Source organism: Rivularia sp. UHCC 0363, from assembly GCF_034931125.1.
Taxonomy (GTDB): domain Bacteria; phylum Cyanobacteriota; class Cyanobacteriia; order Cyanobacteriales; family Nostocaceae; genus Rivularia.
This window is the reverse complement of the sequence record NZ_JAYGHM010000022.1, coordinates 71,411-84,909: the sequence shown is the minus strand read 5'-3', so window position 1 is coordinate 84,909 and position 13,499 is coordinate 71,411. Positions and strand designations below refer to the sequence as shown.

The window sequence follows — 13,499 nt, the reverse complement described above, 5'->3', positions numbered from 1 at the left end:
TCACTCCTAAGTTTTAATCTAAAATCTAAAATCTAAAATCTAGAATCCGCTATGTCTCAACTTCCCAGAACATTAGAAGACGCAATTGTTCAAGCTCGTGAAGCAACTCAAGCTGCTCTTGCAGATGGCTGTACTCGGCTACAGGTTGAGTTACTGTTTCCGGAATTAAAAGCATTACCCGCAGCAGAACAGTTTCTACCAGTTTTTGCTGAATATGGTGATAAATTAAAGATTTTATTTGCCGATGCTGGTAGTGCTGCTCTAGCTCGTCGGGATTGGAATGACGTACCTTTTCAAATGTTAGATATTGGTACTGGGAGGATGGCTACAATTCAGTCAAAGATTCAACCAGAGGATGAAATCTTCATGTTTGTTCAGCCTACTTCGGTGGAAGTACCGCAGGTGGAAAAGATGTGCGAAGAAATAGGCGAAAATCGTCCTTTTATTATATTTGCTCCTCGTTTGGAAGATGCGAGTATTGTCGGTATTGGTTATACAGCGCGACAAACTCGTCAGCGTTTTATTAGCACAATTGAATCTTGTTATTATTTACGTCCAATATTTGAAGAAGCTGCGGTGTTTCGCTGTTATCCCGGTTTATGGGAAGTTTGGGTAGATAAAGACGGTGATTATCAAAAGGTGGCTGAATTAGCTAATAAACCTTCTGGGGATGAATTGGATGCAATTATATCCGACGGACAACCGCAAATTGAAGGTGAACCCGTAGTTGCAAAAAGTAAGAATGTATTTAAAGGTTTGCAACGTTTTGTTAGGGCTTTAAGAAGTTAGATTTTACGTAGAAGTTAGAATTAGTTAGATTGAAGATGGATTTTTTTTCATCTTCTTTTTTTTGCCGACCGCTTCTCTCTCCGAACTCGCAAAGAGGAATTAAGGATAAATTATCTAAATAAAAAATCTTACTTCGTCAGTTGAATGGTGCCGATCTGACAAACGCAAAAAATCTAACTCCAGAACAGGTAAAATCTGCTTTCGACTGGTAAAAGGCAAAGTATAGCGATGATTTTGGTCTAGAACTTGGTTTACCACCAGAAAAATAGCTAAGTATGCAGATAAATTAAAAAGCAATTATCCCTTAAAGATTAATTTATCTACAAAAATAGGTTAACTTTTGCCTATTTACACTTGATATTTTAAACAATTTACTTATAGATTTCATACACCCTTGAGTTTACAAACTTTTCATTATTATAAGGTTGATGATTTGTATCAAACCAATCATGATTATCAAGGGATTATATATAAAAATCGAAGCTACGCAGGTTGTTTGATTTGTTTTATAGGCTATCTAAAATATTTTCTAGCACTTGCTTGCTTTGTCTTCTAATTTTCGGCACCTATTATAACTTGCAACTAATAAATGATTCAATCAAATTATTCTGTAAGACCGGATGATTTTGATGCCGTTCTTTTCGATTTAGACGGCGTATTAACAGCAACGGCAAAAGTTCATGCTGTTTCTTGGAAAAGGATGTTTGATGAATTCCTTTCTCAACGTGCCTCAGATAATAACGAAGCTTTTATACCTTTTGAAATTGATACCGATTACAAACATTATGTAGACGGTAAACCTCGTTTAGAGGGAGTTCGTAGTTTTCTAGATTTACGGGGTATTGAATTAGCATCAGGTAGCCCCCATGAAACTGTGGAAGAAGACACGATTTATAGCTTGGGAAAGCGTAAAGATGAAATTTTTCACTCAATCTTAGAAGACGATGGTGTAGAAGTATACAAAACTTCCGTAGCCTGGGTTTGCTATCTCCGCAGCCAGAAAATTAAAACGGCGGTGGTTTCTTCAAGCCGTAATTGTGAAGCAGTACTCAAGGCTGCTAAGATCACCGATTTATTTGATGCACGGGTTGATGGCAAGGTTGCGGCAAATTTAGGAATAGCAGGTAAACCAGCACCGGATACCTATCTGAAAGCTGCTCAAATGTTGAATGTAGAACCTAAACGCTGCGTTGTTGTCGAAGATGCCATTTCCGGCGTACAGGCAGGACGTGCTGGTGGATTTGGACTAGTTATTGGGGTTGACCGTAACGATGATGCCGATGCACTTCTGAACAATGGTGCGGATATTGTTGTGGCTGACTTAGGCGAAATGCTTAAGTAAATATACTTTGTCTAAAATTCGCGGTACTCCAAGTAGCTTAACTCCAAATCATTGTGGCTTGCTGCATTTTTCGTCGTCCAATTAAAAATTCTATACAAGTGAGGTTGAACGGATCGAAATGCTAAGACGCGAACCTTTGAACCCTCCGAAATATGTCTACCCCGTTGATGAATGGCGGATGGTAGAAAAGCAATATTATCCTCGTTTCCAAGCTCAAATGGAAACCATTTTTTCTATTGGGAATGGTTATTTTGGAATGCGCGGTGTCTGTGAAGAAGTTACACCTTGCACCGAAAATGGAACTTTTATCAACGGGTTCTATGAATCTTGGCCTATTGTTTACGCGGAAGTTGCTTTTGGTTTTGCTAAAACCGGACAAACTATTGTTAATGTTACCGATAGTAAGATTATCAAGCTTTATGTTGACGATCAACCTTTCTCCCTTTCGACGGCGAACTTATTAAGTTTCGAGCGCATACTGGATATGAAAGCCGGTACGCTGAATCGTGAGGTAGTTTGGGAAACACCATCTGGTAAACAGGTTGCAATCAAATCGCGTCGCCTAATTTCTTTAGAACACCGTCATTTAGCGGCAATTGAATACGAAGTTACAGTTATAAATGCCAAAGCTCCGGTAGTTATTTCTTCGGAGATGAAAAACCATCTTACTCATATAGCTTCTAACAATAATGACCCCCGTAAAGCAAAGGGTTTCAAAGGTAGAGTTTTAAATCCTCAAGTCAATTACTGCCAAGAATCTCGTATTCTGCTAGGTTATGTCACCAATCAAAGTAAGATCGGTCTTGCTTGTGGAATCGAGCATCAGATGATAACCGATTGTTCCTATTCTTATAAAAGTGAGTGTTCGGAGCATGAAGGTCAAACTGTTTTTAGTGTAGATGCTCAACCTGGGGTACCTATTAGGTTAATTAAGTATATTACTTACAACACTTCACCCGGTAATTCGATTGAAGAACTATGTACGAGGGCGCACAGAACTTTAGATAGAGCCGAAAATCTAGGGTTTGAAGCAATTTTACTCAGCCAGCAGCAATACATGGATGATTTCTGGCACAGAAGCGATATCAAAATTTATGGTAATCCTTACGATACTGATGCAACTCGGGCTTTAGAGTTACAACAGGCAATTCGCTTTAATTTGTTTCAGATTTTGCAAGCTTCAGCAAGAGCGGAAGGAACTGGTATACCCGCTAAAGGACTTTCGGGACAAGCTTATGAAGGTCAATATTTCTGGGATACGGAAATTTACGTTTTACCATTCCTAATTTACACTGCACCCCGCATTGCCAAAAATCTGCTCAAGTTTCGTTACAAAATGCTTGAAAAAGCCCGCAAACGCGCTCGTCAGTTAAATCAAAAAGGAGCGCTGTTTCCCTGGAGAACTATCAACGGTGAGGAAGCATCAGCATATTATGCAGCAGGAACGGCTCAGTATCACATCAATGCCGATATTGCTTATGCTGTTAAGAAGTATGTTGAAATTACTGGAGATATCGATTTTCTCTACAATGAAGGTGTCGAAATTTTAGTAGAAACCGCCCGATTGTGGTACGACTTAGGATTTTTTCAAGATGGAAAATTCCGCATTCACGGTGTCACTGGACCAGATGAATACAATACGGTAGTAGATAATAATACCTATACTAACTTGATGGCGCGGGAAAATTTACGCTATGCTGCTCTAACAGTTCAAATTCTGCAAAACGAAAATTTAGAAAAATTTGCAGCACTTTTAGATAGAACTAATCTTGCTCTAACGGAGATTGAAGGATGGCAAAAAGCTGCCGATGCAATGTATCTTCCTTACGATCAAGTTAAAGGTATTCACCCCCAAGATGATAGTTTTCTTAGCAAGCAAGTTTGGGATTTTGAAAATACACCCCGCGATAAATATCCCTTACTGCTGCATTTTCATCCGTTAGTAATTTATCGCTATCAAGTAATCAAGCAAGCTGATGTAGTCTTAGCGATGCATTTACTGGGACAGGAATTTTCTGAAGAACAAAAAAAACGTAATTTTGATTATTACGACCCTTTAACAACCGGAGATTCTTCCCTTTCTGTTTGTATTCAAAGTATTTTAGCTTTTCAACTTGGATATATCTCAAAAGCTCTGGAATACGCTTACTTTGCCGTACTTATGGATTTAGCCGATGTTGCAGGTAACTCCAAAAATGGCTGTCACATTGCTTCAATGGGTGGTTCCTGGATGGTAATGGTATACGGGTTTGCAGGTATGAAAGATGATAATGGCAATCTCTCTTTTAACCCCAGGTTGCCCAAAGGAACAAAACGACTGCATTTTCCTTTAACAATTCGTTCTCAAAGGTTAGAAGTAGACATTGATCGTGAAGTTGTAACTTATTTGTTAAGTGAAGGTTCAGAATTGACAATCAAGCATCAAGATGAAGAAATATTTCTTAAAGTCGGAATCCCTGTTTGTATTAAGCAAAAAGTTCAGAATTGGGAGTAGATGAGGATGCGAAGAGGGGGAGAGGGGTAGAGGTGGAGGATTGATAGCGAGCGAGACGCTCGCACTCCCAACTCCTAACTCCCAATTTTTAATTCGTTTGTAAAGATGCATCTAATACTTTATTAATTCTTTGACGTGTTTCTAATAAATGTGCTTTTGTATATTCATCTTTGGCATCTAATCCTTCTAACTTTTCGTCTAATTGACGTAGTTTATACCATGCTAAGGTACGCGCATCTTCGGGAACATTTACTTTTCGCAGCACCATATTAGTTAAGATATCTAAATATTTTCGCTGTAAACCCCGACGCAAACTGGAGATTTCCAAATCTTTATTTTTAGATTTCAAAACTTCCGTCCAAATACTATCTTGCAGGGTATTAAATAACTCTGGTAAAGTCAGCGCTTCCCCTTTCTTACTTTTCAACTCAATATCTTTGAGACGAGAAAGGCGATCGCTAGAAAGTAAATCAGATAAAACCATGTTCTGCATGAATAAAACTAACTCGTGGATGGGATAGTCTAAGCGACCGACTTGAGGATTGCTTCCCCAATGTCTCCAGCGAGATGGTGCTAGTTTATTGAGCAATTCTGGCGAAAAGTTGAAAGCATCTTCAGCAAAGATATAATTTTGTAAAACTTCTAAAGCCTGCCGCTGTTTTTCTACTGATACGGGTTCAAATGGCAGTCGAGTTTGATTTTTGCTGGCATACACTCGGTAGAATGACTGACCGCCAATGTATTTAGAAGCGTAGTAAATCTGTTGAAAGTAATTGCTCAATACTGCCCCAAACCGTTCCCTTACGTCGCTGTAACTTTCTCCCTCCAAGGGATAGCGCTTGTTGATTCTATCCCACATTTTGCGGGCGTTATCCATCTGCCACGTAGAATAAAGCAGCACGTTAGAACTATTATCCCATGCATCAGCGGTGGGGTCTAAATCGTAAACGTCTTCGTCTGTGGAATAACTATACTCTGGTTTATAAGATTCTTCGGCAATTTTTTGCAAAAATGGCTTTTCAGCAGCAGTATTAGATGCGGCTTTAAACTCGGCATAACCGTACTGAATTGCCCATGCATCATAAGGACCAATCATGCTAGGAAAATAATCTCCCTGCTTGACGCTTTCGGGGGCAATATTGGGAGGAATGTAGTCCATCACGGAAGCTACTTGACCGCGAATACTAGTAATGCTTGTATCGTTCATGTCCTTGGGAGATAGCATGGTGCTTCCCCGGAAGTTGTGTCTTAAACCCAAGGTATGACCGACTTCGTGAGCAACAACTAGCCGTAAATATTGATGAATATAGTCTTTAGTTTGCTGACTGGTTGGTGGTAAGTCTCTGAGCAGCGAAAGCGCTAATTTACCGTAACCAAATTGGTTTGTGGCTTCTATTCCGTAACAAAGGTCGTACTTACCCGCTAATCTTGATAACCGCTCTACAACTCCCCCTAATTCTGGAAGTTCAGCATCGGTTTGTGCTTCTAACCCGTTGTTACATAACAGACGATTTTGCATCATCGCCGACAAAGTTAAAGTATTATTTCCAGATTGGGTCGGCTGCACAATTTGGCGATAATCTTTCTGAAGAGAACTAATTAAACTCGCGTCGATCAAAATATCTGCATCTAAAATTTCTCCAGTCAAAGGATTAACACGGGATGGTCCCATCGCAAAATATCCATCTACTGTATTAATCCAACGAATGGTGTTGTAACGGATGTCTGACGGGTCCCAAGTAGCACTGTCTGGCATTTGCTTGACTTCTATGGCATTTTTGAATCCAGCGTTTTCCAGCGCTCGATTCCACATCAAAACTCCCTCTTTGATTGCATCCCGATATTCATAGGGTGTAGCGTTATCTATCCAGTAAACAATCGGTTTCTTGGGTTCAGAAATGCTTGCATCGGGATACTTTTTTTCTAAATTCCAGCGATTTATATAGCGGACAAAAGAATCACTGGAGTCTTTCGTGGATAAATCTTGGTAAGCAGTAATGAAATAACCCACCCTTTCGTCGGCTAACCGGGGACGGTAATTGTTATCGGGTAGTTGAGAAAAACTGTAGTGAAGTTTGAGGGTAAAACCGCGTTTATCGGCTAAAGTCATAAAGTTCGGGGTTCTAACATTGCTGCTGCTACCCCCAGAAAAGTTCAAAATTGACTGGACTTCGATATTTTCCGGAAAAACTTTAGCCGTACCAAAATAAGATTCATCTTGGGTTCCCGGAACTCCCAAACTCGAAGATAATCCAGCTAAATCTTCAAGTAGCAAATCACCTAAATCTATTAGTATACTTTTACGCTGGGGATGAATACTTTGAATTTTAACTCTATAAAGCACCGAATCGCTAAAAGACCTTGCTAAAGAGCGTGCTTGCGGGTCTCCTTCCTGAGTGCGGAAGTTCACGTTACGAACTACAAAATGTAAATTGTTATCTACCCGCTCAAAATAAAACAGAAAATCTTGTAAAGGCATTCCGCTGTAAATTCCAGCTTCACCAATACCCGATTCTAAAGTTGCTGTTGCGAGATAATTTTTATTCAGTTGTGTCGGCTGTACTTCCAAATATATTTTATTTTTTTCTTTGTCTTTGTAGAGATTAAACAAACCTTTGGAAGCAGTAGTATCTTTAATAACAGTATCAAATTCTTTAAAGCTATCTTTTGATGCTGGTTTAGCAGTTGTAGATGGCTTCTTTGCTGGTTTTTTCTGTTGTTTATTTAATTCTAAAAAAGGCTGTTGTGATACTTTTTTTGTGTCATTAACTACCCAAATAAATGATTCTGGTTTAACTTCTTTTTGTCCAACTACCCATACTTTCCCTAACGGTAGTTTTTCTGGATGCTTTTGATTAACTGGGTTTACCTTAAAAGTATTGTTAAATTTTGTTTGATCGCCATGCTCGTCCTTTAAAATATTTTCTTCCACAGCTTGCGATCGCGTTACCGTTTCTCTAGCAGTTGCACCACCGATCGCTAATGCTAGATACAAACCCTGTAACAAACCTTGTAACAAAATTATATAAACGCTGTTTTTTTTCATCCGAGTCATCCCTGTTGTTACGATGCTTAATTAATTTACAGTCCTTAATTCGTTTAGCTTATGCAAGCCATTCTCTGTGCTATTCACCGTAGGTGTAATTTACGATCAAGACCAAATGAGTTATATGTTTAATATCAAGCAGATAACTTTTTCGGTCAGGTTTATATGACATGAGTGAGTTTTTTTGCCTTTTTTACTGTAGTATTCTTCCTAACAATTGCAATGGTCACAAGCAATACGTATCCGAGGCAGAACCTAACAGAAAATATACTGGGAAGTTAGTATAACAATCAAATAAAGGAAATTCCGTTTTTTTGACAACGAAAAAGGATTTGAAGAAAGTTTTTAGTAAAAATAGGAGGATTTGTACTGACTCCACGGGTATAACCGTTATTGTACTCAATAATAGATTATTTGATTGTAGTAAATCATACTAGCCCGTTTTGGCAAAAAAACCTACCCAGACAAAGAAAATATTTAGGTAAGCTTGTTTAACCTCGGTGATTTTATAGTATAAAAATATATAAATGGTGCATATAGAACCGATCAAGCAATTTTTAATAACTTATCTGAGACGATTGCGGTTGGAATTGCTGCATACAGATAAAAGAGAAACCAAAACAATTTCGATGGTAAATAGCGATCGCCATTCAAATCAAATTGAGCAAGATAAAAATGATTTAGGTAAATTGAGTTTTGAGGAAAAACTGCAAAATTTAACAACTTGGTTGCAAACCAGTGCTAGAGTCAATCCGAATCTAGATCGGCGATTTTGCGAAGAAATTTACGCAATGTTTAGTAACATTACATTAAAACCAGCAATTGTCGAAGCCGTAGTTACAAATATTGTTAGGGAAAACTCAAACCCAGTAATTCTGTTTAAAAAATTAGAAGATTTTTATCGTCGTTGGTGCGATGGTGAATTTATTGATGCTGTACCGGAGCATAACTTCCCTCAAAAGCAAATGTTGCAGCTACAGAAGCAAAAGCTAGTAATTGGTTTGCGGAAGGTCGATATAAATACCGGACTGAATGTGATGATTTTGCTTTTAGAACTACATCGATTGCGATCGCAAAATCAGCTTGAAACTGAAATTAATTTTTATCCATCAGCAAAGCCAAATACTAACAACTTTTTTACATCAACGCTGTTACGAGTAATTAATTACAGCGATTCGATTGAAATTGGTAATTTTAGTAACGTAGTTGGTGCATTTCTTGCCAATGCTCAGTTAGAAGGTGTTTATTTAGGAGATGCTAATCTGACAGGGGTGAATGTCAGTGCTGCGAACCTCTGCGGGGCTTATTTAGGTAACGCTAATTTGACTGGCTTACAAGCTACAAAAGCAAACTTTCGCAATGCTGACCTTGGTGATGCTAATTTAAGCGGTGCCGACCTTAGAGAAGCGAATTTGATTCGTAGTGACTTGACTCACTGTAATTTAAGCGGTGCGGATTTGAGCGGTGCAGATTTGAGCAATGCGGATTTGGGTGACGCGAATTTGGCTGGTGCGAATTTGGCTGGTGCAAATTTAGCTGGTGCGAACTTAACCAGTGCAAATCTCCGAGATGCTACACTAAATGGCGCTAACTTGAAAAATGCCATACTTTTCGGCGTAAATTTGAGCGAAAGTAAGTTAATTTGTGCAGAATTCAGCTATGCGGATTTGTGTCGTGCCGACCTTAGCGGTGCTAATCTAAGGGGTTCTACGCTCAAAGGGACAAATTTGAGTGATTCTATTTTATTTAGCACTAACCTTAGAGAAGCCATTTTAATTGCAGCAGACCTTAGTTACGCTAAACTCAACGGTGCAAATTTAAAGAAAGCAAATTTACAAGCAGCGATTATTTTAGGTGCAGATCTCAGCGGTGTCGATTTGAGTCAAGTAGTTCTTAACGAAGCCGATTTGAGTGGAGCAACTCTGAGCGAAGCAGATTTAAGCGGTGCAGACCTAAGCGACGCGATTTTACTTGGTACCGACCTGAGTTATGCAAATTTACATCATGCTAATCTGAGCGGAAGTAATTTGAGCGGGGCAATTTTTAACGGTGCAGATCTGAGCAACTCAAATCTGAGCGAGGCTATTCTTAGCGGTACTAACTTCAGCGAAGCTAATTTGCAAGATACCACTTGGAATGAAAATTTAGCATGGGAAAATACTTACGGTTTGGACAAAGCTGTGAATGTCCCGCAAATTTTAAAGGAAAAGGGAGTAGGGAGTAGGGAGTAGGGAATAGGGAATAGTTACATAATTAAACAGGTATAAATAATCTTGCTTCACCGAGTAAATTTTATGGGTTTGAAGCCCCTAAATTTTGTTTATGGGAATTAATTACGAATTACGTTCACCTTTCTGTGTTCGCGTTCACCGCAAGGTGTTCCGTAGGGAAGGGTATTACGAATTACGAATTATACCCCCTCCTCCCTTAAATTAAATTTACCCTTATTCACATTCTCCATACTTTGCAGGTAAAACATTACAGTTCATTGCAAAATAAATATCTACCATAAAATAAAATAGTAAGTTCTGATATGCTGTGTAGGCATCGCGAACCAAGAGGAGAATATTGTGGCAATGGAATCAAAGACCCCAATGGGACCAGTACAAGAAGAGTTTAGCGAATATGTTGCTCATTTACAGTTTCATATGGTATGTCAAGCTCGTAATCTGGTTCCAAGCCTAAAACAAACGTCACAAGACAGTCGGGGTCAATTGCTTCATCAAACTCAAGCTGATTTTGAAAAACTGATTTCTCGACAATCCCGGTAAACAATTTAAACTTATACAAAACTTAACTAAATTAAAATACAATAAAGGCAGTTCAATAGTGAGAATATTTACGTATTATTCTCTCTAAGGACTGCTTTTTATTATGTGAATTGTGAAAATCATTCTTTTGGCGCAACGGCTAATAGCGTAAAGCCGTTAATATGATTGCAGCACCGCGCTCGTACTCAGATTATTTATATTTAAGGCTTAACAGCAGATAGAGATGAAAATGACATCATTACTTTCTCAGAATATTAATATAATTATTCGACCAGTCCAATACCGAGACTTGGATGATATCGAACGTCTCTCCCAGGAGTCATTTGCGGGTGAAAACCCTAACGAAGAACACTTTGCAACCCAGCAGTTGCAAAAAATGCGGCGTAATTTTGGATTACTGAAATTTTTAAGCTGGTTCCCGAACCCTTTACAACATCGTCTTTGTGCTTATGTGGCAGAGCAAGGACGTACTATGTTAGGGATTGTGCAGGTATCACCGTTTAATAAAACACGCAGTACTTGGCGCGTCAACCGAGTCATGCTGGAGAAAAATGTCAATAAACAGGCGATCGGTTCTCAACTTTTACGCTACTGCTTTGAGTCGATTTTAGAAGCTCGTACCTGGGTTTTGGAAGCAAATGTTAATGATAAAGAAGCTTTGGCACTTTATCGTCAGAACGGGTTTCAGCGTTTGGCTGAAATGACATATTGGGAAGTTGAGCCAGAATTGTTAGCGTCATTGGCACAAGCTGAACCAGATTTACCGAATCTTTTACCCGTGAGCAATGCAGATGCTCAGCTATTATATCAACTTGATACTGCATCAATGCCGCCTTTGGTTCGCCAGGTATTTGACCGTCAAACCCATGACTTTAAAACTGGTTTATTCGGTGCATTAGCAGATGCACTCAAGCAGTGGTTGACAAAATCAGAAGTAGTTAGCGGTTACGTATTTGAACCCCAGAGAAAAGCAGCTATTGGCTATTTTCAACTGAGAATTGATCGCAAAGGAGAAACATCCCATATTGCCACCTTAACAGTTCATCCCGCATACACTTGGCTGTATCCAGAGCTACTGTCTCAGATGGCACGCATTACCCAAGATTTTCCTTCCTCTTCGCTAAAAGTCGCATCAGCAGATTATCAGCCAGAAGGAGAAGAATATCTCGAACAAATCGGAGCAAGTCGTATCGAACACACATTAATCATGTCTCGTTCCGTATGGCACAAAGTCCGGGAATCGAAATTCGTTTCCTTAGAAGGAATTCAGCTACCCGAAATGTTGCAAGGACTGCAACCCGCACGCAAACCGATACCAGGAGGAATGTTGTGGAAGCAAGAAAAAAGTAAGCTTATGTTAGATAGAGGTGCATTGAATAAATCTTCTCAAGAAAGCATTGTTCTACCCTACAAAAAAGTTAACGTAGAAGGGACTTCAACACCTTTAGCAGATACTCACCAGGAGTAATAATGTGATAGAGCAACAGGGAAGAGAAGATATAACCGCCGAGATGTCCTCTCAAACCCCAAGCAGTACAAAAGAAACTTCTTATATATCCGCTTTAGGATTAGATGTAGGTAATAAAAGAGTAGGGATAGCAGGGTGCGATCGCACTGGTTTAATTGCGAGTGGAATTACTACATTACACCGCACTTCTTTCGAGCGGGATGTCGAGCAACTCAAGCAAATAATTCAAGAAAGAGACATCGAGATTTTGGTAGTTGGGCTACCTTATTCTATGGATGGCTCTTTAGGCTTTCAAGCACGTCACGTACAGAAATTTACTAAAAGAATAGCTGCAATTCTCAAACTACCTGTAGAATACGTAGATGAGCGTTTAACCTCGTATCAAGCGGAACAAATGCTCATTGCCCAAAAAATTTCTCCTTCACGTAATAAAGGATTAATTGATCGATTTGCGGCAGCATTAATACTGCAACAATGGTTAGATACTAGAAGACAGAAAAAATCCTTAAAATAAACGCTTAATTTTGATAGCTTTTGACATGATATTCTGAGAACAAGAATCAGCATTTTTCTATCGTCAGCTATTTGTCGTTAAGAATTTTTGCTGAATGATAGAGTAATCTATTTTCAAGCTGATATTAATTTTTGTGCTTTTACTCGGCTATGTACCCATCTCCATTTCCTGAAGAAAACGAGCGTTCCAATCAAAGTTCCATCTCCTTGACTGATGAAACTGGAAGGTCACTTGAATGTTATGTCGAGCATTCGCTTGAAGTAGATGAGCAAGAGTACTTTTTATTGCTTCCTGTTGACTCACCTGTAGAAATTTTTGCTTGGCAAACCGACGGTGAGGCTGAAGAAGCTGTGCTTGTAGAGGATGACGCTACAATCGAAAAGATTTTTAGTACTGCTCAAGCTGTTTTATCCGAGCAAAATTTGGTGTTAAAAAACACAGCGTATGCTTTAACAGCTTCCGGTGAATTGCCGGATATCGAAGAGTCAGATATTTTTACCTTAGAAATTGAAGACGAAGGAACAGATTTAGAACCCGAACAGTTACAGTTATTAGCAAGTTTCTATCACGAAGAACAAGAATACGCGATTTATACACCATTAGACCCGCTGCTATTTTTTGCTCGAATATCTTCACAAGGAAAACCCGAGTTGCTTTCACCAGAAGAGTTTCGCGAATTTCAACCATTTTTGGAAGAGCATCTCTTTAACGAAGTTGATTAAGAATTATTCAAATTTTTATTCTTAATTTCACCTTGTAAAATATTACAATAACTAATGTAGAGACGTAGCACTGCTACGTCTTTCTATTTTGGGGGGAAATCAGATGGTAGGTTAGCTTCACGGCGAACGAAAAATAATCCTTTTCAACTAATAATTCATTTAATCGCCGTAACCTAATAAGCTGTTACGCACTTAATTTGTATAATACTAGCGAGCAAGATGCTCGCACTACAATGCTTTCATTTTTTCGCATTATATAATTTAGCTGCACATCAGCTTATCTTCTTTGTGGACAGGTACAGACAATTGATGGACATCCAAATGAATCTATAAAAACGCTACAATTAGCAACA

At 38.9% G+C, this 13,499-nt stretch carries 9 protein-coding genes; 8 read left to right on the top strand and 1 reads right to left on the bottom strand.

Features of this window, described 5'->3' with window-relative positions; all coding sequences use genetic code 11:
• Positions 1 to 51: 51 nt before the first annotated feature.
• The 3 genes from VB797_RS14560 to VB797_RS14550 all read left to right on the top strand — a co-directional run bounded on the left by VB797_RS14560 (position 52) and on the right by VB797_RS14550 (position 4,625).
• Positions 52 to 789, top strand: coding sequence for a DUF1995 family protein (locus VB797_RS14560; protein ID WP_323238402.1), 738 nt, complete (start codon positions 52 to 54; stop codon positions 787 to 789).
• 589 nt (positions 790 to 1,378) lie between these two features.
• Positions 1,379 to 2,131 (top strand): beta-phosphoglucomutase family hydrolase, encoded by a 753-nt coding sequence (locus tag VB797_RS14555; protein ID WP_323238401.1) that lies wholly within the window; start codon positions 1,379 to 1,381, stop codon positions 2,129 to 2,131.
• Between the two features lie 118 nt (positions 2,132 to 2,249).
• Positions 2,250 to 4,625: a glycoside hydrolase family 65 protein gene (locus VB797_RS14550; RefSeq protein WP_323238400.1), complete on the top strand. Its 2,376-nt coding sequence runs from the start codon at positions 2,250 to 2,252 to the stop codon at positions 4,623 to 4,625.
• 88 nt (positions 4,626 to 4,713) lie between these two features.
• On the opposite strand, the gene VB797_RS14545 is transcribed toward VB797_RS14550, so the two are convergent.
• A complete protein-coding gene (locus tag VB797_RS14545) occupies positions 4,714 to 7,671 on the bottom strand; it encodes a zinc-dependent metalloprotease (RefSeq protein WP_323238399.1) in 2,958 nt (985 codons plus the stop codon).
• A 527-nt stretch (positions 7,672 to 8,198) separates the two neighbouring features.
• On the opposite strand from VB797_RS14545, the gene VB797_RS14540 reads away from it, so the two are divergent.
• From VB797_RS14540 to VB797_RS14520, 5 genes are all read left to right on the top strand, one after another.
• Positions 8,199 to 9,902, top strand: coding sequence for a pentapeptide repeat-containing protein (locus VB797_RS14540; protein ID WP_323238398.1), 1,704 nt, complete (start codon positions 8,199 to 8,201; stop codon positions 9,900 to 9,902).
• 345 nt (positions 9,903 to 10,247) lie between these two features.
• The gene (locus tag VB797_RS14535) at positions 10,248 to 10,442 is read left to right on the top strand and encodes a hypothetical protein (protein WP_323238397.1); all 195 of its coding nucleotides are present in this window, start codon (positions 10,248 to 10,250) and stop codon (positions 10,440 to 10,442) included.
• Between the two features lie 223 nt (positions 10,443 to 10,665).
• Positions 10,666 to 11,910: a GNAT family N-acetyltransferase gene (locus VB797_RS14530; protein WP_323238396.1), complete on the top strand. Its 1,245-nt coding sequence runs from the start codon at positions 10,666 to 10,668 to the stop codon at positions 11,908 to 11,910.
• A 43-nt stretch (positions 11,911 to 11,953) separates the two neighbouring features.
• Complete coding sequence (gene ruvX / locus VB797_RS14525) at positions 11,954 to 12,424, top strand: Holliday junction resolvase RuvX (RefSeq protein WP_323238424.1); 471 nt, start codon at positions 11,954 to 11,956, stop codon at positions 12,422 to 12,424.
• A gap of 149 nt (positions 12,425 to 12,573) precedes the next feature.
• Positions 12,574 to 13,146 carry a DUF3727 domain-containing protein gene (locus tag VB797_RS14520; RefSeq protein WP_323238395.1) on the top strand — a complete coding sequence of 191 codons (573 nt, stop codon included), beginning with the start codon at positions 12,574 to 12,576 and terminating at the stop codon, positions 13,144 to 13,146.
• Positions 13,147 to 13,499: the final 353 nt, after the last annotated feature.